This is a genomic window from Caballeronia udeis (assembly GCF_044909315.1).
Taxonomy (GTDB): Bacteria; Pseudomonadota; Gammaproteobacteria; order Burkholderiales; family Burkholderiaceae; genus Caballeronia; species Caballeronia udeis_A.
Genome location: NZ_JBIYEB010000017.1, coordinates 15,997 through 37,888, shown reverse-complemented (window position 1 = coordinate 37,888; position 21,892 = coordinate 15,997). Strand labels below are relative to the sequence as shown.

Below are 21,892 nucleotides of genomic sequence, written 5' to 3'. Positions count from 1 at the left end.
GTCCGGTGCGGCTTAAGTCCGCCCGACCCAAAATTTAAACAAAAGTCTTCAGCCAATGTTCATAGACAGTCGAAATCGATCCGCGTGGCTGACCTTCGCGATCGCGATGTTGCTCCTGATCGTGTTTGCGGTCGACTGGCTCACGCCGCTGCGCGTCGCCATCTGGGTGTTCTACGTACTGCCGGTCGCGCTCTGCATGTGGGTCGACCGGCCCAGCATGCCGTTCATCGCTGCGGGCGCGGCCTCCGTGCTGACGTTCGCGGGTTATCTCCTCTCGAACGCCGACGCGCTTGCCGGCCCGATCGTGCTTCAGCTCAACCGCGTGATCGGCGTGATCGTGATGTTCGTGCTGGCAGGCGTGGGGCATCTCTATATCAAAACCCGGCTGAACCTGCAACGCAGCGCATGGCTCAAGCAGGGAGAAGTCCAGATCGGTTTGCAGATGCGCGGGGATCTCGATCCCGCGGCGATCGGCAATGGCATCCTCCGCTCGCTCGTGCCGTATGTGGGCGCGCATGTCGCCGTGCTGTACAGCCGTGAAGGCGACACGCTCGAGCGCGTTGCCGCGTGGGCGCTGCCCGCTGAAAGCGCGGTGCCGCAACGGATCGCGCGGGGCGAGGGGCTGCTCGGGCAGGTGCTCGACGAGAAGCGCTTGATCGAGGTCAGGGGCGCGGGCGCGGATTTCCTGACCGTGGGCTCGGCGCTGGCATCGGCGCCTGCGAGCCATTGCGTGGTCGCGCCCATGATGGCGGATGGCGAAGTGACCGGCGTGCTGGAAGTGGGTTTTATCGGCGATGAGAGCGCGGTGGACGACGCCCGCGACTTGCTCGCAGACGCCGCCGAGACCATGGGCATGGCGCTGCGTTCGGCGCAGTATCGCTCGCGGATGGTCGAGCTGCTGGAGGAAACGCAGCGCCAGAGCGAGGAGTTGCAGGTTCAGCAGGAAGAGCTGCGGGTATCGAATGAAGAGCTCGAGGAGCGCGGCCGGGTGTTGATGGAGACGCAGGCGCGGCTTGAAACGCAGCAGGCTGAGCTCGAGCAGACCAACGTGCATCTCGAGGAATACACGCAGCACCTCGAGCGGCAGAAAGTGGAACTGGTGCGCGCGCAAAAGGCGCTGGAAGCGAACGCGCTCGCGCTGGAGCGGGCAAGCCAGTACAAGTCCGAATTCCTCGCGAACATGTCGCACGAGTTGCGCACGCCGCTGAACAGTTCACTGATCCTCGCGAAGCTTTTGCAGGACAACAAGCACGGCAATCTCTCGGACGAACAGGTGCGTTACGCCGCGACCATTCATTCGTCGAACAGCGACCTGCTGTCTTTGATCAACGACATCCTGGATCTGTCGAAGGTGGAGGCAGGGCAGATGGACGTGCAGTTCGCGCCGGTTGCCATCGACGGCATCTTGCAGTCATTGCGGCAATCCTTCGCGCCAATAGCCGACTCGAAACGCCTGAAGCTCGTGACCGAACGCGCGGAAGGCGTGCAGGAGTATTTCGTCACCGATAACCAGCGCCTCCAGCAGATCCTGCGCAACTTGTTGTCGAACGCGTTCAAGTTCACCGAGCGGGGTCAGGTGACGGTTTCAGTGCACAAGGCAGACAACGACGAAAACGCGTTGCGCTTCGATGTGCGCGACACCGGCATAGGCATTCCGCGCGACAAGCAGGACCTTATTTTCCAGGCCTTCCAGCAAGCCGATGGCACGACCAGCCGCAAGTACGGCGGCAGCGGCCTGGGTTTGTCGATATCGCGGGAGTTCTCGCGGTTGCTGGGCGGCTCGGTCAGCGTGGCGAGCGAGCCGGGCAAGGGCAGTGTGTTTTCGGTCACGCTGCCGCTGGCCGTTCGAGAGGGCACCGTCACTGCGAAACTCGATGTGATCGGGCATATGAGCGAACCAGAGACCGCGGTGGCGGACACGTCCCCGGGAATCGCCCCCCTCGTGCAGAGCCACGCGCCCGCGCATCTCGCAGCAATGGCGTCGGCTTCTTCTTCTCTCGAGCCGTCGTCCTGGCGCGCGCCGAATCCGAACTACCCGGCGCCGCAGCCTATTCCCGATGACCGCGCCAACCGCAGGCGCCCGGACCGCGTGATCCTCGCGATTGAAGACGACTTGCGTTTCGCGCACATCCTGCACGACCTCGCGCATGAACTCGAATTCGACTTCGTGCACGCGACCACCGCAAGCCAGGGTGTGGAACTGGCCCGCGACCTTCAGCCGAACGGCATCCTGCTCGACGTCGGTTTGCCCGACCAGTCGGGCCTGACCGTGCTCGAATGGCTCAAGCACGATCCGCTCACGCGCCACATTCCGATTCACATCGTCTCGTCGACGGATCATGCCGACGTCGCGCTGCATCTCGGCGCGATCGGCTACACGCTCAAGCCGAGCGCACGCGACACGCTGGCGGGCGCGATCCGCAAGCTCGAAGCGCGCTCGGCGCAAGGCATGCGGCGCGTGCTGGTGGTCGAGGACGACCCCGCGCTGCGCCAGAGCATCCATGCATTGCTGAAAAGCGAAACGGTCGAGATCGTGGAAGCGGGGACGATTGCAGAAGCGCTGGAGCAGATAAATCGTGCGACCTTCGACTGCATCGTGATGGACCTCGCCTTGCCGGACGGCTCGGGGTATGACTTGCTGGAACGGGTATCGACGGCGCAGGAACATGCGTCGCCGCCGGTGATCGTGTACACGGGGCGCGTGTTGTCGCCGGATGAGGAGCAGCGCCTGCGCCGCTATTCCAAGTCCATCATCATCAAGGGAGCGAAGTCGCCGGAACGGCTGGTGGACGAAGTGACGTTGTTCCTGCACAGCGTGGAGAGCGCGTTGCCGCCCGAGCAGCAGCGCATGCTGCGTGCGGCGCGCCAGCGTGACGACGTGTTCGAGGGACGCACCATCCTGCTGGCCGAAGACGACGTCCGCAATATCTTCGCGCTGTCGCATGTGATCGAGCCGCTGGGGGCGAAGCTGGAAATCGCGCGCAATGGCCGCGAGGCGCTGGACTCGCTCGCTCGCCATCCGGAGATCGATCTCGTGCTGATGGACATCATGATGCCGGAAATGGACGGGTTCGCCGCCATGACCGAGATTCGCAGGAACGCCGACCATGCGCGGCTGCCGATCATCGCGCTGACCGCGAAAGCCATGGCGAGTGATCGCCAGAAGTGCCTGGAAGCCGGCGCGGACGACTATATTTCGAAGCCGATCGATGTCGACAAGCTGGTGTCGCTGTGTCGGGTCTGGTTGCGCCAACGGTAGCCAGGATCTGCCATGCCGCATCGAAACCTGAAGAACACGGAAGAGGCGATTTTCGACATCGAGTTGAAGCTGTTGCTCGAAGCCGTGTACCTGAAGTATCAGCACGACTTCCGCCATTACTCGGTGAGTTCGCTGCGGCGGCGCCTGACGCAGGCGCTGCACGACCTGGGTTTTACGACGCTGTCGCAGTTGCAGGAACGTATTCTGCGCGACGCCACGCTGTTCTCGCGCCTGTTCCAGTACCTGACGGTGCAGGTCAGCGAGATGTTCCGCGACCCGCTGTATTTCCGCGCTATCCGCGAGCAGGTCGTGCCGATCCTGCAGACGTATCCGTCCATCAAGGTGTGGGTGGCAGGGTGCAGCAGCGGCGAAGAACTGTGGTCGCTCGCCATTCTGTTCGCTGAGGAGAACATTGCGGACCGGACGGTTTTGTACGCTACCGATATCAACGCCGACGCGTTGCGCCAGGCCGAGAGCGGCATTTATCCGCTGGATCGGCTCGCCAGTTTCAGCCAGAATTATCTGGCGGCGGGAGGCAAACGTTCGCTCTCCGACTACTACCATGCGGCTTATGGCGCGGCGAAATTTTCGCAAACACTCAAGTCGCGCGTGGTGTTCGCTGATCACAGCCTCGCGACCGACAGCGTGTTTCTCGAAGCGCATCTGGTGTCGTGCCGCAACGTGCTGATCTATTTCGACCGGGCGCTGCAGGATCGCGCGCTGGGTCTGTTCAGCGATTCGCTGGTGCGGCGCGGATTCCTCGGGCTCGGTAGTAAAGAGAGCCTGCGGTTTTCAAAACACGCGGGCGGTTTCGCCGATTTCGACGCGCGCGAACGTTTGTATCAAAAGGTCTAGCGATGACATCGTCGACAGATTCCCTGGACGCAATCGAAGCCATCGTGATCGGGGCATCGGCGGGGGGCATCGAAGCGTTGAACCACGTTTTGCCCGCGCTGCCGCCCAATTTCCGCCCTGCCGTGCTGGTGGTCGTGCATGTCAGGAGCGAGCCGCCCAGCTTGCTGCCCGCGTTGTTTTCCGCGCGTTGCCGGTTACCGGTCGTCGAGCCCGACGACAAGGACGAGATCGCGGGCGGCACGATCTATGTTGCACCGCCGGGTTATCACATGCTGGTCGAGCCGGACTGCACGATCTCCCTTTCCGTCGATCCGCCTGTGCGGTTCTCGCGGCCATCGGTGGATGTGCTGTTTGAATCGGCGGCGCTGTGTTTTGCCGATACGCTGCTCGGCGTCGTGCTGTCCGGTGCGAACGACGACGGCGCACGCGGCCTGGTCGCGATCTCGCGGGCAGGCGGGCGCTGCTGGGTGCAGGACCCGCATACCGCAGTCGCCGACGCGATGCCGCTCGGCGCCATCGCGCGCGGCGGCGCGCCCGAGATTCTCACGCTCGATGTCATGGCCGCGCGCTTGGCGCGCATGGGTGTGGGCACGCGCCGCGAACATGGATGACTCAGAGCCGACACGCTAATGGAACTCCGCTAATGGAACACATCAGGCAACCTCTCAGGCAGCCGCTCCCGCAGCCGCTCAGGCCGCCCATTTACGTCCTGATCGTTGACGATGTGCAGAACAACATCACCGCGCTGGAAGCGTCGCTGGCGCGGCCGGACATATCGGTGCTCGCTGCCGGTTCGGGGCCGGCCGCGCTCGAACTGTTGCTCAAGCACGAGGTCGCGCTCGCCATTCTCGATGTCAACATGCCCGGCATGGACGGCTTCGAACTGGCTGAACTGATGCGCGGCAGTCGGCGCACCGCGCATGTGCCGATCATCTTCCTGACCGCGACCGCGCAGGACTCCGGGCGCACGTTTCGCGGTTATGAGGCGGGCGCGGTGGACTTCCTGTACAAGCCGTACGACTCGCGGATCCTGAATTCGAAGGTGGATGTGTTCATCCAGATCGAGAAGCAGAAGCAGCAGCTCGCCACGCAACTGGCGACTGTCCAGCAACTCCTCGACGCCAACGAAATGCTCATGGCCGTGCTCGGCCACGATCTGCGCACGCCGTTGTCGGCGGTGATTGCCTCGGCGGAATATCTTGCGCGGTTCGTCCCGGATGAAAACGTGGCGAATATCGGCACACGGATCAAGGGCAGCGGCATGCGGATGGTGCGCATGGTCGACCAGTTGCTCAATCTCGCGCGTCTGCGCGGCGGGCGTGTGACGCTGCAGCCGCGGGCGGTGGAGTTGATGACGCTGGCGAAGAATATTATTGAAGAATACGAGGCGCGGGTGGGTCGTGGCCGCATCTTCATTTTCCGCGATGGCGATACGTTGTTGCAGGGCGATGGCGATCTGTTGTCGCAGGTGTTTTCGAATTTGATCGGCAACGCGCTGACTCACGGGCGTGACGGCTCGGCCATTCAGGTGCGTCTGAACGGTGACGCTACCGACGACGTTCTGATCAGCGTGCAAAACGCGGGCGAGATTCCCGCCGATGTCTTGCCGACCATTTTCGCGCCGTATCGCTCGGGGCGGCCGCAGCAGGAAACAGGCGGGCTTGGACTTGGGCTCTACATCACGCGCGAGATTGTGCGGATGCATGGCGGAAGGGTAGAAGTCCGCTCCGACGCGCAGAGCGGGACGGTATTCGAAGTGACGTTGCCGCGCGAAGCGGTGGCGCGGCGGATGGGTGACGACACTGCCGAGGGTGCGCAGCCGTTCCGGCTTGGGTGACGGCGGAATGGTGCGTTGGTCGTTGCTTGACCTCGTGTGCTTATTTCGCGCTACCTGGTCGCGGTAGTCTCATGCACACTGCCGGATTTCCTGGTCTTGTCTAAAATGCGGCCTGATGGCGTCAGCCGGGGTGTGCCTTCGGTACAAATCCGGTGACGCGGCGAATCAGCAATAATCGGGAGAAGCAAACATGCCGAGTCCGGACCTGGATACTCGAATAGAGACGTATCACGTGCACGTGAAGGGGTTGGTGCAAGGAGTGGGGTTCCGCCACGCGACGGTGCGCCGGGCGCATGCGCTCGGTGTTCGCGGCTGGGTGGCCAACCTGGAGGACGGATCGGTTGAAGCGATGATCCAGGGATCGGCGAACCAGGTCGACCTGATGCTCGAATGGCTGCGCAGAGGTCCGCCGCATGCGCGGGTCACGGATCTGGTCAGCGAGGAGCGGTATATCGAGAAGAGGTTTGAGCGGTTTGAACAGCATTGACCGGGCGGATCGACGAGAAACCCGAGTCGAATTTGGTCGACAAGCCCTGCAGTTTGACATGGACTTTTACGACTCGCCCTTTCCACGTTCTCCCGGGACGTCAGCCAGACTCAAAGCGCGCGTTAGGTGAACTACGTGAATTGAAAAACGATAGTCTGAATGCCCGGGGCGTCAAACAAGCACCGGGCACCACTTCTACTTCACGACCACGTCGCGGGTAACCAACCTCATCACTTCGCTACCAGCAAACTTTCGGCAAATCCCCATTCGTTGTCCAGCCACTGTCTTGAGCAGGTGAACCCCGCGTCCGCTGCCAATGGCCCCGCTTCCCCGGCGAGATATTTGTGACTGCTCTCCGTCCAGATCGTCTCCCCCTGGCGAAATTCCACGCTCAACCCCGCTGCGCGAATGGTCGCCCGTACCGGACGTTTTGCCCGCAAATGCATCTCCACGCTGCGGGCATCGGGATTGAAACGCGCCAGATGTTCGAACGCATCCAGCGGAATGTCCGCGTCCAGTTCGCGATTGATCCGCGCAAGCAGATTCAGGTTGAACGCAGCCGTTACGCCAATGGGATCGTCGTACGCGGCAATCAGCGTATCCAGTGGCTTGAGCAAGTCCATCCCGAGCAACAACGAGTCGCCCGGCTTGAGCATGCCGCGAATCGACTTCAAAAATCGCGTGGCCGCCAGCCGTGCAAAATTCCCGATCGTGCTGCCAAGAAACAGGACGAGTAACACTTCGCCCTCTTTTCGGTTGGCACTGACTTCCGCCAGCCCGGCCAGGTAATCGCGCTCGTAACCGACGATCGAAATCCGTTCTATATCGCCCAGCTCCCGCCGGCACAATTGCAATGCCGTGGGCGAAATTTCGATTGGACAGTATTCAGTTGGCCGCTTCTTGCACAGCGCCTCCAGGATTCGCCGCGTTTTCCGGCCGCTGCCGCTGCCCAGTTCGGCAACGGTCACATTACGCGGCAACTCGGCAACGATATCGGCGGCATGTGCATTCAGCACGCGCTCTTCGGCACGCGTCACGCCGTATTCCGGCAACGCCGTGATCACCTCGAACAAGGCGGAGCCGACTTCGTCATACAAATACATCGACGGCAATTCTTTTTGCGGCGCGTGCGTGAGGCCGTCGTGAACGGCTGCGGCAAACGGGGTGGAAAAGCGCTGCGACTGAGCGGCCTGCGTCGTGGCTTGAGGCATGAGGCGTCTCCATGTTGCCGCGGCGCGGCGCGCACGGCGGGTTATCCATGACGAGAAATACGCGTCGAAAAACACCTGGCGAGAATGGGTCGATCGACATTCCGGCGATGAAGGTGTTGACCGGTATCGCGCGACCGGGGAGCGAAGCTTCTGGATGAGCAAGAAGCGCGCACGGCATCTCGATATGCTGGTTCAAGGACATGCATCGTCATGGCGGTTGTGTGTCTGAACGGCCCAAAACGCGTCCTTTGATGCGCTGTCCAGCGACCGCCACGCGGACATTCAAGAAAACAGGCCAAGCACAGGTCAACAGATTTCACGTGGCAACCGGTGGCAATCGCGTCGTAATCGACTGTACCGGTGTCTTCGAAATCGCGCTGGAGCCATCCCGGAAATTGACGATTGCGCAAGAACTACCCGTTACCGGGTTGGTTTTTACACGCGCCACGTGAACGCCGTGAGTCGACGCCCGCATGAAGCGACCACTACAAAAGCGTCAACCACCCCGGGTGTTCGTTTCCTGACACTGGCGCAATGCTTGCTTTCCATTGCCGATCACGTTGCAGCGCATCGACTCAAGAATCGCCCCGCGCTGTCCTCGCCGTTCTCTTTCCAGCGCCCGATTCATGACCGACTCAGCCAGTTTCGACCCCGCGATCGCACGACGTCTTGACGACGCGGGTGCGGACTGCTTCCCGACGCCGGTCCAGCCGCCCGACCCGGCGACACCTGTCGACAAGCCGTTCGGTTTTCATGGCGCGATGCCGGCCGCGTCCGAACCGGAAAACGGGCCGGATAGCGATATCCCGCCCGATAACACCCCCGCCATTTCACTCGATTCGGGCGAATTTTTCCTGAGCGTGCTGAACGGCAGTACGGATTGCATCAAGATCCTGCGACGTGACGGTACGCTCGAATTCATGAACGTGAACGGTCTCTGCCTGATGGAGATCGACAACTTCGCGCCGTTCAAGGGCAAGTCGTGGGCGTCGCTGTGGCCGGAGGAATCGCGGTATCTGCTCACTGATGCGATCGATAACGCCCGGCAAGGTCGTCATTCGCGCTTCGAAGCACCCTGTCCGACAGCGAAAGGCGCGCTGAAATACTGGGATGTCTCGGTCTCGCCGGTGAACGGGCCGGACGGCGTGCAATGGCTGGTGTCCATTTCCCGCGATATCACTGCGCGGGTCGCGGCGCTGCAGGAGCAACTACGCTTGCGCGAGGCGCTGGAACGGCATCGCGAGACGCTGGAGGAACGGATTGAAGAGGCGTTGAAGGCCTTGCGCGCGATCGAAGCGGAGCAGCGCGAAACGGCGGCCGCGCTGGCGCAATCGCAGAAAATGGACGCGGTCGGCAAACTGACCGGCGGCGTGGCCCACGATTTCAACAACGTGCTGCAGGTGATTGGCGGAAATCTTCAACTTGCCGTGCAGGAATCGAACGGCAACGAAACCCTGACGCGGCGCCTCGCGTGCGCGCATGAAGCGGTGGAGCGCGGCGCGAAGCTCGCGTCGCAACTGCTCGCGTTTGCGCGCCGGCAACCGCTTGAGCCGGTGGCGCTGGATATCTCGCGGCTGCTGCGCAACTCCGGCGACATGCTGCGCCGCGTGCTGGGCGAAACCATCGAACTGGAAACGGTGGTGTCGGGCGGGCTGTGGAATACGCTGGCCGACCCGAATCACTTGCAGAACGTGATCGTGAATCTGGCAATCAACGCACGTGACGCAATGGAGGGCGCGGGCCGCCTGACCATCGAGGCCGGCAACGCGATGCTCGACGACGACTACACGCGCCATCATGACGACCTGGCGAGCGGCCAGTACGTGATGATCGCCGTCTCCGACACCGGTTGCGGCATGACGCCGGAGGTCCTCGCGTGCGCGTTCGAGCCCTTCTATACGACCAAGCCCGAAGGCCGCGGCACAGGCCTGGGCCTGAGCATGGCGTACGGTTTCATGAAGCAGACCGGCGGCCACATAAAGTTGTATAGCGAGCCGGGTCACGGCACCACGGTCAAGCTGTACCTGCCGCGCTCGATGGAAAACGAGGCCGTGCGGGTGGAAGCCGCGAACGATCCCGTCACGGGCGGCACGGAAACGATCCTGGTGGTGGAAGACGATCCGAACGTGCGGGCGACCGCGGTGGACATGCTGAGCCAGCTGGGTTACCAGGTGCTGAAAGCCGTGGATGCCCAGAGCGCGCTGAGTGTGCTCGAAAGCGGCGTGCACGTCGATTTGCTGTTCAGCGACGTCGTCATGCCCGGACCCATGCGCAGTGTCGAACTGGCGCGGCGCGCGAAGGAAATGCTGCCGGCGCTGGAAGTGCTGTTCACGTCGGGGTACACCGAAAACGCGATCGTGCACGGTGGCCGTCTTGATCCGGGCGTGGCGCTGATCAGCAAGCCGTATCGGCGGGATGCGTTGGCGCGCAAGGTGCGCTGGATGTTCCGCACGCGGGTCTATGAGGCGCCCGATATGCCGGACGCGCCGCAGGCGTCTCACGCTCCCGCCGCGCCAGAGCCTCAGCCGCTGCGCGTCCTGATTGTGGAGGACGACGCCAACACCCGCGAAGCGACGCGTGAGCTGCTTGAACTGCTCGACGCTAAAGTAATCGCGGTAGACAGCGCGCAGGCAGCGCTGGACCTGATCACACAGCAATTATTCGATGTCCTGCTTACCGATGTCCGCATGCCCGGCATGTCGGGCCTCGACCTGGCCCGCGCGATGAAGCGCGTGCAGCCGCACGTGCATGTGGTGTTGGCATCGGGTTATGGGACGGGCATTGCGGCGGAGCTTGGCGACGAACTTAGCAGTGCGATGCTGCTGCCAAAGCCGTTCAACTTCGATGAACTCGAGCAGGCGGTGTTCAGGAAGCCATGACGGCTTCACGTGCACTGGCGGTATGCACAGCCGGGCCGCAACCCGGCCGGATGGGTTCGGCCATGGGAATGACGATCCGCACGGTCAGGCCACCGTCTGCCGCGTTGCCGATATCGCAGCGGCCGCCAAGCTGCTGGGCGAGGCGTCCGACAATGGCGAGCCCCAGTCCGCAATGACCGTCGCCCGCGCGTGCTGGGTCCAGGCGGACAAACGGCTTGCGGGCATCGTCCAGACGCTCGGGCGGGATGCCGTCGCCGTAATCGCGCACCGTGATGAACCACTCGCCGTGGCGCTTGCCCGTGCTGATATCGACGGGCGGGGCGCCGTGTTCCAGCGCGTTATCGACCAGATTGGTCACCAGCCGGTCCAGCAACGTGCGCTGCAAGTGGAAGCTGTCGCCTGCGGCCAGGTCGAGGCGGAACAGGGGGGTATCGCCGGCTTCGTCCTGCGCAAACTGCTCGGCGAGAAAAGCGTCCACGTTGATGACCGGTCCGCTCGTCGACGCGTTGCCCGCGAATTCGAGGAATTGCTGAACGATGTGCGTCAGTGAGTCGATGTCGCGAATGAAATGCGCGCGCTCGGCGTCGTCCTGAACCAGGACGCTCGCACGCAGCTTCAGGCGGGTGAGCGGCGCTTTCAGATCGTGCGCGATGCCGGCGAGCATGACTGCTTTCTCGTCGTCGGCGTCGTTGATTCGCCGCATCATCTGGTTGAACGCGCGGATCAGGTCGCGTAGCTCACGCGGGCCGCGCTCGTCCACCGGGACTGGCCGCTCGCCCGCGCCGAACTGACGCGCGCCTTGCGCCACGCGCGATAACGGCCGTTGCAGTTGCCACGCGGCGACCAGCGACAGGATCACGGCCGCCATCAACATGCCCACCGATTCAACCAGGATAGGCGGCGCGGGCGGCAGGTCGACCGGCGTCACGATCCAGTTCGGGCTGTTTGGATAACGCACCCACAGACGCTGGGCGTGCTTGGGGCCATCGACGGCGAGCCGGGTGCCCGGCGGCAGCACGTTCCGCAACTCACGCAACAAATGCACGACGGGACCGTTGTCGGGCTCGCGCAGCGTGATGCCTTCGGGCAGGTTCGACGACAACACCAACTGCACGCTCAGCGCGGGCGCGAGCCGTACGCCTTGACGCGCGTCGTCGTTGGCGGCGGCGAGTACGAGCATCAAGCCACGTGCGTAACCTTCCGCGTCGTGATGCGGCCGCTGCACGGTAAGCACCGCGAACCAGCAGGCTTGCACGGCGAACAGCACGACCAGCGAAATGAGCGCCATGCGCCCGAACAGCGTATTGAAGGGATTGCCGTTGAACGGGTTGCCGCGGCCCGAGCCGCTACGACTCCAGGCACGGCCCGGCTTGGCATGACCTGACCCGATGCGGGCGCGTTTGCCGCTGCGCGAATCCGCCGTGCCGAAAATTCTCATACTGTCGATGCACGGTCGGACGTGGATGCCCCGGGCGCCGGTTCCGTCGCCGTGTTTGTATTACGCGCTCCGTCGGGATCCGGAATGAACACATAACCCTGGCCACGCACGGTTTGCACATGACGCGGACTGGCCGGATCTTCCTCGATGATTCTGCGCAAGCGCCAGATTGGCACGTCGAGGCTCCGGTCGCTGAAAGTGCTGTCGTCGCGATGCACGAGATCGTGGATCAGCACGCGGGACAAGACTTTATAAGGATGCCGTACGAGCACCTTGAGCAATGCGAATTCGCTGTCGCGCAGGGGAATGCGCTCGTCGCCGCTGACCAGTGCACGCGTGACGAAGTCGAGTTCGAAGCGGCCGAAGCGTTCGCTTGCGACGGCTTCCGGACGTCCCGTGGACGCAGGCGCACGCCGCCGCAATACGGTGTCTATGCGCGCGAGCAGTTCGCGGGGATCGAAGGGCTTGGCCAAATAGTCGTCCGCGCCGAGTTCCAGCCCCTCTACCTTGTCTGTCACGCTGTCGCGTGCAGTGACGAAGATCACGGGAATGTCGTCACCGGCGGCGCGCACCTGGCGAAGCGCTGCAATGCCGTCCATGTTCGGCATCATGATGTCGAGCACCACGATGGACGGACGGAGGTATTCGAGCCGCCGGCGCAGGCCGGCGCCATCGTGAAGGACGGAAACGTCGAGTCCGCGCGCTTTCAGGAAGCGGCTTAGCAGGTCGCACACGGCCAGGTCGTCGTCGACGATCAATACGGAGGTAGTCATGATGAAATTTTAGCTGGCATCGTAAAAGTGCGGTTTTTGATCTACCCTAAGATAGTTACCGATTCTTACTCGAAACTCCAGCAAAAATGACCTCGCGGCGCGGCCCGAAAAGCCCGTGCGCGTTGACCGGTGCGGCTAAGCGCTTTGATGCGATGTATTAAGCGCCCGCTTCCCGTGCAATTCGATGAAAGAAGCGGAAAGGAATCAGTGTCGCGAAAAGGCGCTTTGGCGTCTTAGAATGAAACACATGACTCATCATGTTCTCCTCGTCGACGACGACCCGGTAGTGCGCGACCTGGTTCGCGAATATCTGCAAGGCAATGGCCTTGCAGTTTCGGTGCTGCACGACGGTACAGGCCTCAAGCGGCGCCTCGACGCCGAGCGGCCATCCATTGTCGTACTCGACGTAATGATGCCCGAGCAGGATGGCATCAGCGCGTTGCGCGAATTGCGCGCGGGCGGCGACGACATCCCCGTGATCTTCCTGACAGCGCGTTCGGATGTGATCGATCGCGTGATCGGCCTCGAACTGGGCGCGGACGACTATCTGGCCAAACCCTTCGATCCGCGCGAACTGCTCGCGCGCATCCGTACGGTCCTCAGACGCCGCGACGCGGCGGCGCCGGGAGCGCCGGAGGATCGGCCTCCTTACCGCTTTGGTCCCTACGAAGTCGATTTTGCCGCCCGCGAATTGCGTCACAACGGCGAACGGGTGCCGTTGCGTTCCGGCGAATTTGCCACGCTGAAGATCTTCGTGAAAAACGAGATGGTCGTACTGACGCGTGCGCAATTGAACGAGAAGCTGCGCGGTCAGGCGGGAACGTACCGGGACCGCAGCCTCGACGTATCCATATGGCGGCTGCGGCGCCTGCTGGAAGCCGATCCCTCCGATCCACGCTACGTCCAGACCGTATGGGGACAGGGTTATATCTTCGTGCCGCACGGCGAGACCGGCGCGGTGGAGCGTGCCATCCGGCGTGCGTCGACCGAAGCGTGACAACGCGCGAGGCCTTCCCAGGCCTTGCATGTAAAAATGCAAGAACGGCCGATGAAGATGTATCCGCTGAAATGATCCGTTACCAACTGCATCAGTTATTTCTTCTGTACCCGCATAAGATCGGTTCCATAGTCCCGACCACGGGATATGGAGAACCCAAATGAAACGCGTAGCTGCAGTGTTGGTGTTGGCCGGAAGTCTTGCCATGTCAGGTCAGGCGTCCGCGCACGGGGACGGCGGTGCGGTAGTCGGCGCGCTGCTGGGCGGGGCGGTGATTGGCGCGCTGGTGGGGTCCGCGGTGGCTCAGCCGGTGTATGCGCAACCTGTGTACGCACAGCCGGTGTATCAGCCGGTCTATGCACAACCTGTTTATGCGCAGCCGGCGTACCAACCCGGCCCGCCGCCGGGATACTGCTTCGACGACTATCGCCGTACCTATGTACCGTGCGGCCCGCAACCGCAGCCGGGCTATTACCAGCAAGGCTGGTAAGACCGAAATACCTCGCAATGACAAAACCGGGCTGACCAAGCCCGGTTTTTTTGTTTTGTGCGCACCGAAACAGGTTGGTGTTCCACGCAAAGGCGGGTCAACAAGCCACCTCACGCTCACCAATACTGCGGCAGACGATGCCCGGAATGCCCGCCAGGCAAGCGGTGTCGCCCAAAAATAGCCTCTCGTGCGGCATGCTCCTTGCATCTGGATCGAGCGCGAACAGCAACTCGGCCACTGCGTCGCCGGACGGTAGTGGGACAATGTCAAAGCCGCTGCTGATAGCTGCTGTTGGCTGTCGGAAGGACTGCCCGAAGCGCGATCAAACCAACCCTGGCGCGAGCGGACACAACCCTGGAGCCCTGACGCTTTGCACTCTTCGGATTCCGCCGCACTCGACTTGCCGCTGCCGCTGCGCAGTTTCGCTGCAACCCGGCGAATCCTGCTGGTCGTGCTGGCGGCGTCGATCCTGTTTCCGGTCGTGTTCCTGCTCGGCTACGGTTATTACGACTACCAGCGCCGGATGACCGAATCCGACGACATCGCCGACCGCGTGTCCCGGGTCGCTGACGAGCAAGCCGTCAAGGTGCTCGATCTCAATCGCGAAATCTCGACGCGCATCGTGGAAATGCTCGCTGACAGCGACGACGCCCAGATCAGTGCCAACCAGAAAGCCATCCATGACCGCCTGAGCGTGATTGGCGAATCGTTTGCGCAGGTGGCGGCAATCACCATCTTCGGCGTGAATGGCGAGATGCTCGCCAGCAACCATTATTTCCCCGTGCCAGCCGTTTCGATCGCCAATCGCGACGACTTCATCTCCGCCCGGTCCATCCGCCCCGACCCGTATTTCTCCCTGCCGCTCGTCGGCCGCGTCGAGCAAACCGATGTATTCACGACCAGCGTCGGGCGCAGCTTGAACGACGGCCGGTTTGCCGGCGTCGTGTCGATTGCGCTGAAGCGCGATTATTTCACCGGGTTCTATCGCGATCTGTCGAATGGTGAACCCGGCATGAGCGTCGGCCTGTTTCGCCGCGACGGCGGCATTCTCGTGCGTGAGCCCCCCAGCCGTGCCGGCATCACCCACGCTCACGACACAGCGTTCACCAACGCCATGCGCAACAACGAATTGTTTGGGCGCGTGCGGATACGCTCGAGCATTGATGGCCTGGAGCGCGTGCTGGCGTTTCGCCGTGTGGGTGACTACCCGCTCTATGTGACGAGCGGCATTCCGACCGGCGCGATCTTCGCCCAATGGCGTCAGCACTACACGTTGATCGTCGTGATCACGGCGATGCCGTGCATCGCGGTCTGGCTGCTCGTGCTGTTCTCGTTGCGCCAGTTACGGGCGCAGCAAGCCGCGTGGGAGCGCTGGCAGGCGGAGGTCGCCATGCGGCTGTCGGCCGAGGCATCCAGCCGGCAGTTGCGGCGCATGGGCGCGCTCGGCAACCTGGTCGCCAACGTGGCGCACGACTTCAATAACCTGCTGATGGTCGTGGCGGCGAACATGGAGCTTGCGCGCCGCAAGAATTTCAACGGGCTGGAAAGGGAAGTGCTGGCAGTCGAACGGGCGACCGCCGGCGCCGAGGCGCTCGCCCGGCGCTTGCTCAGCGTCGCGCGCAAGCAACCGCTCAAGCAGGCGCCGATCGACCTCTCCGTCTGGTTGGCCGCGGCAACCGGGTTGATCGAAACGGCGGCCGGCGAGAAGGTGCAGGTGAAGGTGCAGGTGTCGTCGGACATGTGGCAGGTTCGCGCGGATGCCACCGAACTCGAGTTCGCGATCATCAACATTGCCGTGAATGCCCGCGATGCCATGCCCCAGGGCGGCCGGTTCGTGATCCGCTGCCAGAACGTTCGCGTGACGGCCGACAACGTCCTGCCCGACGGTGAATACGCGCTGCTCGCTTTCACCGACAGCGGCGAGGGCATGCCTGAAACCACAGCGCGGCGCGCGTTCGAGCCGTTGTTCACGACCAAGCTGAGCGGATCGGGCACGGGCCTGGGGCTCGCTCAAGTGCTGGCGGCGTGCGAGCAGGCGGGCGGCACGGCAAGACTCGCCAGCGTGCCGGGGCGCGGCACGACCGTGCGGCTTTATCTGCCCCGGTACCACGGCCCGGCCGCCGCGCCGGTGACGGCGGCGGCGGACGCAGCCGGCATTGAGATACCGGACGTGCCAGGTACAGCAGATTCCACGGACAGGGCGGCGCCGGCGGGGCTGCACCCGGGGTCGATCCTGCTGGTTGAGGACAACGAGGAAGTCGCGGCCGGCGTGGCGGCCGTGCTCGCCACCTTTGGCTGCGACGTACGCCACGAACTCACCGCGGACAAAGCCTTCGACTTGCTCAACGAAGGCAGCCGCTTCGATCTCGTGTTGTCGGATATACAGATGCCCGGGCGGCTCAACGGCATCGATCTGGCGGAGAAAGTCCGCGGGACCTGGCCCACGCAGCGGATCGCATTGATGACCGGCTATGCCGACGAATTCGAGCGCGCGCGTCACACGGGGGTGACGATTCTCGCGAAGCCATTCAATATCGACGAGTTGCGGGAACTCGTGCTGCGCTAATTCAGCGATGCACCATTCGAGCGGTCGGGATAACAGTTGAGCGTTGAAGCGAGGAACCCGGAGTCAGTCGCGGGCCGTTTCGGTGTCGGCGTCAGCAGCGGCGTCGGAGCCGAATTGCGGGGCGAACGCCTTGGCTCGCAGGCTGACCTTTTCCGCGTAGGCTTTCGAGCCGCCATAGCTCTTCAGGGCTGCGCCCACGTCGCCGCGAGCGGACTGGACATAACCATGAAGAATCGCCGATCCGGCTTCTATATTCGCAGTCGCTTCAGTCAGGTCGATGTGGCGCACGAGTTGTTTGTGCGCGGTCGGCACGACCTGCATCAGGCCGGTCGCGCCATTGGCGCCGCGGGCTTTTTCCTTGAAGCGGGATTCAACGGAGATGATGGCGAGGAGGAGGGCGGGAGGAAGGGAGTATTTGGATGCCGCGGACATTACCGCGGCTGAAATCTGCTCCGCTTTTTCCCGCGCGACGCCGAACTTCTGGGAGATCAGGCGGGAGACCTGGTGAGTGGCCTCGGTGGTGGCGTCGCTGGCTGCGGCGTCTTGCTGGGCCGCTTCCGGGGCTCGTTCCTGGGCCACCGCGCCTTGCGTCGGTCCTAGCGCTGCGCCTAGTGTCAGCGCAGCAAGCCAAAGGAGTCTGCTCATGGGAAGTGGCCTTGGAAGGGAAGGTCGCATTATACAGACGAGAAAAATCCTTGCAAATCATGAGTTTGCTTGGCTGCGAGAGCGGCCTGGGCGCTATTCGGTGCACGCCGGCCCGCTCCTCGGCGTGCTCAGGAATTCACTACCGCGGCCGGCATGTGGGTCAACGGCCGGACGCAGTCCCGCCCCGCGGCCTTCGCTTTGTAGAGCTGCTGGTCGGCGGCGCCGAGCAGGCCGTATGGACCGCCCAGACCCGGCGGCGACGCCGTCGCGCAGCCAATGCTGACGGTCACCGTGCCAAGCGGGCTGGCACGGTGGGGGATCGCGCAGGCCAGCACGCCCTGCCGGATCGCTTCGGCAATATGCAGCGCGCCTTCAGACGGCGTATCGGGCAGCAGCACGACGAACTCTTCGCCGCCGTAGCGCGCGGGGACATCGCCCGGACGGCGCACGGCCGTGGCAATGCTGTGCGCGACGGTGGCGAGCGCGTCGTCGCCGAGGGCGTGGCCGTAGGTGTCGTTGTAGGGCTTGAAATAATCCACGTCGATGAACAACATCGACAACGGTGTGCCCGCCCGGCGGCCGCGACGCCATTCTTCGTCCATGCGTTCGTCGAACGCGCGCCGGTTTGGCAGGCCGGTGAGCGCATCCGTGCCGGCCAGCAGGACGAGTTCCTCCTGCGCGCGGGCGCGCTCGCGCAGCGACAGTGCGAGCAGCCACGACACTGCGACGAAACTCAAACCCGACAGCAGTGTCAGCGCGCCGACAATCCGGCTGCGCTCGCGCCACGGTCCCAGTACGTCGTCTTCCGCCGGGGCCACGGCCGCGATGAACGGCGTCCCCGGGACGCGCGAGAACGTGTAGAGGCGGCGCACGCCGTCGACCGGTGAGACCGCCACGTACGATCCCGACCCGGCATTCGCCATGCGCGCGAAAGTGAGCGAGCTGGCGATCTTGTGGCCGACGATGTTCTCGCGGAAAGGCTTGCGGGCGATCATCGTGCCGTCCTGATGGATGATGAAGATCGACCCCTCGGCGCCCACGTTGAGCTTGTCCAGCAGCGAGTTGAAATAGGCGAGGTTCATTGCCAGCAGCGCGATGCCGGCGAACGAACCGTCAGGCGCGTTGATGCGCCGGCTCATGCCGATTGTCGGGGTGGCGCGCAAACGCGACGCAAACGGATGCGAGAAGTAAAGGCCGGCCGACGGGCTGCGTTGCTGGGCGTAGAAATATTCGCGGTCGGCGAAGGAGCCCGCCGGGAAGGGGGCGTCCTTGGCCTCCGCCGTGACGTTGCCGTACGCGTCCAGCACGTAGGCGCCGCTGATATAGGCCGCGGAGATCGCGCGGTCGAAAAGGATCTGGTGGCGCAGGGCGGGCGACAGCGCCATGATGGCCGGATTCTGCGCGCCCTCGACCATCGCGTTGAGTGACAGATTGTAGATTTCGACGTTGCGGGCGATGTCGCTGCTGATGATCGCGACGAGGTTCGCCGAGGTTTCGCGCGCGTGGTCGAGCACGCCCTGGCGCCCCTGATACAACGTGCCGATGGACAAGCTTGCCATCAGCACCGCGACCACGGTACCGGCGACGCCCGCAAGCAACGGACGGCGGGAGAGCGCGCTCGCCATGCCGACCGCCGTCCAGCGCGGCCGGATGCGGCGCTTCCTCAAAGCCTTGTCGGGGGGCGAGGCAGGGTTCATCGCGTACGGCTCGCAATGCACGGACTGCGCCGCGAATGACAGGGCCGGCAGCACGACGCGCAGTGCGGCGCTGGGCGCGCACAGTCAGGCAACGGCATGGATTTCGGATTTGGCATCGTGCGGCAGGTTGGATCGGGAGGTTCACCACGTCTGGCTTGCAGGCCGCATTGTATCGGCTCGAACTTTCTTTCCCGCGCGGCCGGCGGCCAGGACTAGCGGGGTTTGCGTCCTGTGTGGACCAGTGCGGACCCTTGATCCATGTCCACGCGCACAGCAGAAGCGATCCGCAAGTGTGCCAAAAGTATCCCTTCACATTGGCGGGGAAATCTTACAAATTCATTTCAGTCGTGATAGCCTCCATCCGTCTTTGGGGAGTAGCCGGCTTCCATGCACTGGAAGCGCTCATGTCAACACGCTTGGTTCGATCGAACCGTGGCATGAGCAACCGTTAGCTTTTTGGTTGGCAAGACCATCGATGTGTCGGGGAGACCGGTCGGGCTCGCCGCTGCATCGTATGTTCTCGCCCGACCTGAATGGCTCAACAACAACCCACATCCCCATGAATATTGCTTCTACTCTCCTGCTCGCCTTCGCCATGTCGACGGACGCCTTCGCCGCCGCTGTCGGCAAGGGCGCCACGCTGCACCGCCCGCGGATTCGCGAGGCGCTTCGTACCGGGCTCATCTTCGGCGTGATTGAAGCCCTCACACCGCTGGTTGGCTGGGCGCTCGGCAAGGCCGCCGCGCCGTACGTCGCGTCGTGGGATCACTGGATCGCGTTCAGCCTGCTGCTTGTGCTGGGCGTACGCATGATCAGATCGGGCCTGCGCACGCCTGCGCCCGAAGCCGAGAAGCCTAGCAGCTACGGTTTCTGGCTGCTGGCGCTCACCGGATTCGCGACGAGTATCGACGCAATGGCGGTGGGAGCGGGACTCGCTTTCATCGATGTGAATATCCTGTCGACCGCTGCGACCATCGGACTGGCGACGCTGATCATGGTGACCCTGGGCGTGATGATCGGGCGTTTTCTCGGCAAGGCTGTCGGGCAACGCGCGGAGATCGCGGGCGGGTTCATTCTTGTTGTTATCGGGTCGGTGATCCTGACCGAGCATCTCGGCTATATGAGCTGAGGTAGCAAGCGGATCGGAGGTTGCCCCGGCGCCGAACAACAGCGAAGGCCGGGGCGCCGAGCGCCGCCAAAGTCACTTGATAATTGATAAGGGTTACGAAGTAGTTATCAGGGAGAGCCGGATTTTAAAGCACCGGTTCTTGTATATAAAGCTATGGCAGCATCCTTTCCATCAGGCGGTCGCGATCTATCAACTGATGTTTGAGTGCGCCCGCAACATGCAACATGATCAGAGCAATCAGGATCCAGGCGGCGAACGTGTGCACAGTGAAGAAAATCCTGCGCAGGCCAGGGTCGTCCCAGCCCCACATGGGCAGTGGAATGCCCCAGAAGCGCGTGGCGAGCTTGTTGAATGTCGAGCCGAGATAACCCGTCAGCGGCATGACGATCATCGCCACGTATAAAAGACCCTGCGTCATGATTGCAGCAGCGCGTTGCCACGCCGGCATGGGGGGAAGCGGAGGCCGGCCTGCGACCAGGCGAACCACGATGCGAACCAGCACAAGCAGGAAAACGGTCATGCCAAGCGACTTGTGGAAGTTGATCAGGCTCGACTTGAAATCGAGCCCTTTCGGCAGTCCGACCATATAGAGACCAATTCCGAGCATGACGATGATCGCCAACCCGATCACCCAGTGCAGCGCTATCTGCGCGGGTGAATAACGCGGCCCGCCTGCACTTGCATTGAGCGGCGTGTTGGACGAATGCGCGATGTTCATGCTCGCCTCCTCCCGTTGGTTGCGGCGTGGGCCGCGTTCCGGCTTTTCTTTACTCGCTTTCTCACTCGGATCCGTACACGTTGCCCCGGGAATCGCTTTGCAGGTTGCTCCACATTACGCCGAATTCCGCGTTCGTCCAGTGGGCGCTCATCGGCATTACGGCACAGTTGCAGCGTGCCTAAGGTCAGGCCACCGATCATGACTTTCGAGCACGCAGCCGACGCCGGCATCCAGGCCGCTCTTGGCCTACAGGCCGCCAGATGTCAGACGAAAGGCGTTGTGCGTGGATGCGGGAGGAACGGCATATTTCGAGCCCGCTTGGGAACGGCGCGCACCGGGCAGCGCTACCTGAAGGAAACACGGGACACGTGGCGCATGCCGCCTCTGGATGGGCGTGCTTCGTGGTTACCTGATCGTGGCGGTCGGGTTGGTGGTGGTAAAGGTCGTGCAGATGATCTGGTTGCACTGGCGGGAACGCACGGGCGTGGCTGCGTGCGGCAGGGCGGCGCCATGCCCACTTGTTTTTGTCCTAGCGGACTGGCGTGTTTTAATCGCAGGTATCTCAAGCGCATTGACCACGCAATCAATGCAATAGCCGACGAAGGACAGGCGATGGATCAAATTCAGCTTCGCCGCACAATAATCCTGGCGCGCCGCTTGGTAGGGCTGCTTGTTCTTCTGCTATTCGCTTTTCTCAATCCCGCTACGCGGCCATTCGCGCCCAACCTGATGCGCGTATCGGCGCAGACAGGTGTCACAGTCGAGAAACACCTGACCGTTCCAGTCCATTGCCGAATCTATGGAAAGTATTGCCTGGGCAAATTCCTGGGCGGCATGTAGGGAGCGTGCCAGGGCGCGGGCAGCAATTCGCAAGTTGGCATCATCGAGGTAAGTCATAAAAGCTTCTTGTG

General features: G+C 62.9%; 18 protein-coding genes and 1 riboswitch. Of the genes, 12 read left to right on the top strand and 6 right to left on the bottom strand.

The features are described 5' to 3' along the window. Positions 1 to 106: 106 nt before the first annotated feature. The 5 genes from ABH944_RS25225 (at position 107) to ABH944_RS25205 (ending at position 6,438) form a co-directional block, all read left to right on the top strand. Complete coding sequence (locus ABH944_RS25225) at positions 107 to 3,259, top strand: response regulator (RefSeq protein ID WP_404610142.1); 3,153 nt, start codon at positions 107 to 109, stop codon at positions 3,257 to 3,259. Positions 3,260 to 3,271: 12 nt separating this feature from the next. Next, a complete protein-coding gene (locus ABH944_RS25220; protein ID WP_404610143.1) occupies positions 3,272 to 4,114 on the top strand; it encodes a CheR family methyltransferase in 843 nt (280 codons plus the stop codon). A gap of 2 nt (positions 4,115 to 4,116) precedes the next feature. Next, complete coding sequence (locus ABH944_RS25215) at positions 4,117 to 4,725, top strand: chemotaxis protein CheB (protein WP_404610144.1); 609 nt, start codon at positions 4,117 to 4,119, stop codon at positions 4,723 to 4,725. Between the two features lie 32 nt (positions 4,726 to 4,757). Then, complete coding sequence (locus tag ABH944_RS25210; RefSeq protein WP_404610145.1) at positions 4,758 to 5,951, top strand: hybrid sensor histidine kinase/response regulator; 1,194 nt, start codon at positions 4,758 to 4,760, stop codon at positions 5,949 to 5,951. A gap of 190 nt (positions 5,952 to 6,141) precedes the next feature. After that, positions 6,142 to 6,438, top strand: coding sequence for an acylphosphatase (locus tag ABH944_RS25205; RefSeq protein WP_404610146.1), 297 nt, complete (start codon positions 6,142 to 6,144; stop codon positions 6,436 to 6,438). Positions 6,439 to 6,668: 230 nt separating this feature from the next. Here the strand turns inward: ABH944_RS25205 and egtD are convergent, their stop codons facing one another. Next, positions 6,669 to 7,649 (bottom strand): L-histidine N(alpha)-methyltransferase, encoded by a 981-nt coding sequence (gene egtD, locus ABH944_RS25200; RefSeq protein WP_404610147.1) that lies wholly within the window; start codon positions 7,647 to 7,649, stop codon positions 6,669 to 6,671. Here egtD and ABH944_RS25195 point away from each other — a divergent pair. Together ABH944_RS25195 and ABH944_RS25190 are read left to right on the top strand one after the other, a co-directional pair. Beyond that, positions 7,648 to 7,878 (top strand): hypothetical protein, encoded by a 231-nt coding sequence (locus tag ABH944_RS25195; protein ID WP_404610148.1) that lies wholly within the window; start codon positions 7,648 to 7,650, stop codon positions 7,876 to 7,878. The two genes, egtD and ABH944_RS25195, sit on opposite strands and share 2 nt — an antisense overlap. A 397-nt stretch (positions 7,879 to 8,275) precedes the next feature. Next, entirely contained in the window at positions 8,276 to 10,528 is a 2,253-nt protein-coding gene (locus ABH944_RS25190; RefSeq protein WP_404610149.1) for a hybrid sensor histidine kinase/response regulator, read from the top strand. On the opposite strand, the gene ABH944_RS25185 is transcribed toward ABH944_RS25190, so the two are convergent. Together ABH944_RS25185 and ABH944_RS25180 are read right to left on the bottom strand one after the other, a co-directional pair. After that, a complete protein-coding gene (locus ABH944_RS25185) occupies positions 10,515 to 11,816 on the bottom strand; it encodes an ATP-binding protein (protein WP_404610181.1) in 1,302 nt (433 codons plus the stop codon). The two genes, ABH944_RS25190 and ABH944_RS25185, sit on opposite strands and share 14 nt — an antisense overlap. A gap of 146 nt (positions 11,817 to 11,962) precedes the next feature. Next, positions 11,963 to 12,739 (bottom strand): response regulator, encoded by a 777-nt coding sequence (locus ABH944_RS25180; RefSeq protein ID WP_404610150.1) that lies wholly within the window; start codon positions 12,737 to 12,739, stop codon positions 11,963 to 11,965. 247 nt (positions 12,740 to 12,986) lie between these two features. Between ABH944_RS25180 and ABH944_RS25175 the strand changes: the two genes are divergently transcribed. From ABH944_RS25175 to ABH944_RS25165, 3 genes are all read left to right on the top strand, one after another. Further along, on the top strand, positions 12,987 to 13,736 hold the full coding sequence (locus ABH944_RS25175) for a response regulator (protein WP_404610182.1): 750 nt from the start codon (positions 12,987 to 12,989) through the stop codon (positions 13,734 to 13,736). A gap of 160 nt (positions 13,737 to 13,896) precedes the next feature. Beyond that, positions 13,897 to 14,226 (top strand): hypothetical protein, encoded by a 330-nt coding sequence (locus ABH944_RS25170; protein ID WP_404610151.1) that lies wholly within the window; start codon positions 13,897 to 13,899, stop codon positions 14,224 to 14,226. Positions 14,227 to 14,596: 370 nt separating this feature from the next. Continuing rightward, positions 14,597 to 16,792 (top strand): hybrid sensor histidine kinase/response regulator, encoded by a 2,196-nt coding sequence (locus tag ABH944_RS25165; RefSeq protein WP_404610152.1) that lies wholly within the window; start codon positions 14,597 to 14,599, stop codon positions 16,790 to 16,792. Between the two features lie 63 nt (positions 16,793 to 16,855). On the opposite strand, the gene ABH944_RS25160 is transcribed toward ABH944_RS25165, so the two are convergent. Both ABH944_RS25160 and ABH944_RS25155 read right to left on the bottom strand, forming a co-directional pair. Beyond that, entirely contained in the window at positions 16,856 to 17,437 is a 582-nt protein-coding gene (locus tag ABH944_RS25160; protein WP_404610153.1) for a transglycosylase SLT domain-containing protein, read from the bottom strand. 128 nt (positions 17,438 to 17,565) lie between these two features. After that, positions 17,566 to 19,134: a sensor domain-containing diguanylate cyclase gene (locus ABH944_RS25155; protein ID WP_404610154.1), complete on the bottom strand. Its 1,569-nt coding sequence runs from the start codon at positions 19,132 to 19,134 to the stop codon at positions 17,566 to 17,568. A gap of 357 nt (positions 19,135 to 19,491) precedes the next feature. Beyond that, positions 19,492 to 19,673, top strand: a riboswitch (yybP-ykoY riboswitch). 20 nt (positions 19,674 to 19,693) lie between these two features. Here ABH944_RS25155 and mntP point away from each other — a divergent pair. After that, positions 19,694 to 20,263, top strand: coding sequence for a manganese efflux pump MntP (gene mntP / locus ABH944_RS25150; protein WP_404610155.1), 570 nt, complete (start codon positions 19,694 to 19,696; stop codon positions 20,261 to 20,263). Positions 20,264 to 20,414: 151 nt separating this feature from the next. Here mntP and ABH944_RS25145 read toward each other — a convergent pair whose 3' ends face one another. After that, complete coding sequence (locus ABH944_RS25145; protein WP_404610156.1) at positions 20,415 to 20,981, bottom strand: cytochrome b; 567 nt, start codon at positions 20,979 to 20,981, stop codon at positions 20,415 to 20,417. A gap of 198 nt (positions 20,982 to 21,179) precedes the next feature. On the opposite strand from ABH944_RS25145, the gene ABH944_RS25140 reads away from it, so the two are divergent. Then, positions 21,180 to 21,821: a hypothetical protein gene (locus ABH944_RS25140; RefSeq protein WP_404610157.1), complete on the top strand. Its 642-nt coding sequence runs from the start codon at positions 21,180 to 21,182 to the stop codon at positions 21,819 to 21,821. Positions 21,822 to 21,892 lie beyond the last annotated feature (71 nt).

What these genes read in the sequence shown, in the direction of transcription:
- ABH944_RS25225 (WP_404610142.1), top strand. Translation starts at nt 107, where the DNA reads ATGTTGCTCCTGATCGTGTTTGCGGTCGACTGGCTCACGCCGCTGCGC.
- ABH944_RS25220 (WP_404610143.1), top strand. Translation starts at nt 3,272, where the DNA reads ATGCCGCATCGAAACCTGAAGAACACGGAAGAGGCGATTTTCGACATC.
- ABH944_RS25215 (WP_404610144.1), top strand. Translation starts at nt 4,117, where the DNA reads ATGACATCGTCGACAGATTCCCTGGACGCAATCGAAGCCATCGTGATC.
- ABH944_RS25210 (WP_404610145.1), top strand. Translation starts at nt 4,758, where the DNA reads ATGGAACACATCAGGCAACCTCTCAGGCAGCCGCTCCCGCAGCCGCTC.
- ABH944_RS25205 (WP_404610146.1), top strand. Translation starts at nt 6,142, where the DNA reads ATGCCGAGTCCGGACCTGGATACTCGAATAGAGACGTATCACGTGCAC.
- ABH944_RS25195 (WP_404610148.1), top strand. Translation starts at nt 7,648, where the DNA reads ATGAGGCGTCTCCATGTTGCCGCGGCGCGGCGCGCACGGCGGGTTATC.
- egtD (WP_404610147.1), bottom strand. Translation starts at nt 7,649, where the DNA reads ATGCCTCAAGCCACGACGCAGGCCGCTCAGTCGCAGCGCTTTTCCACC.
- ABH944_RS25190 (WP_404610149.1), top strand. Translation starts at nt 8,276, where the DNA reads ATGACCGACTCAGCCAGTTTCGACCCCGCGATCGCACGACGTCTTGAC.
- ABH944_RS25185 (WP_404610181.1), bottom strand. Translation starts at nt 11,816, where the DNA reads ATGGCGCTCATTTCGCTGGTCGTGCTGTTCGCCGTGCAAGCCTGCTGG.
- ABH944_RS25180 (WP_404610150.1), bottom strand. Translation starts at nt 12,739, where the DNA reads ATGACTACCTCCGTATTGATCGTCGACGACGACCTGGCCGTGTGCGAC.
- ABH944_RS25175 (WP_404610182.1), top strand. Translation starts at nt 12,987, where the DNA reads ATGACTCATCATGTTCTCCTCGTCGACGACGACCCGGTAGTGCGCGAC.
- ABH944_RS25170 (WP_404610151.1), top strand. Translation starts at nt 13,897, where the DNA reads ATGAAACGCGTAGCTGCAGTGTTGGTGTTGGCCGGAAGTCTTGCCATG.
- ABH944_RS25160 (WP_404610153.1), bottom strand. Translation starts at nt 17,437, where the DNA reads ATGAGCAGACTCCTTTGGCTTGCTGCGCTGACACTAGGCGCAGCGCTA.
- ABH944_RS25155 (WP_404610154.1), bottom strand. Translation starts at nt 19,134, where the DNA reads ATGAACCCTGCCTCGCCCCCCGACAAGGCTTTGAGGAAGCGCCGCATC.
- mntP (WP_404610155.1), top strand. Translation starts at nt 19,694, where the DNA reads ATGAATATTGCTTCTACTCTCCTGCTCGCCTTCGCCATGTCGACGGAC.
- ABH944_RS25145 (WP_404610156.1), bottom strand. Translation starts at nt 20,981, where the DNA reads ATGAACATCGCGCATTCGTCCAACACGCCGCTCAATGCAAGTGCAGGC.
- ABH944_RS25140 (WP_404610157.1), top strand. Translation starts at nt 21,180, where the DNA reads ATGACTTTCGAGCACGCAGCCGACGCCGGCATCCAGGCCGCTCTTGGC.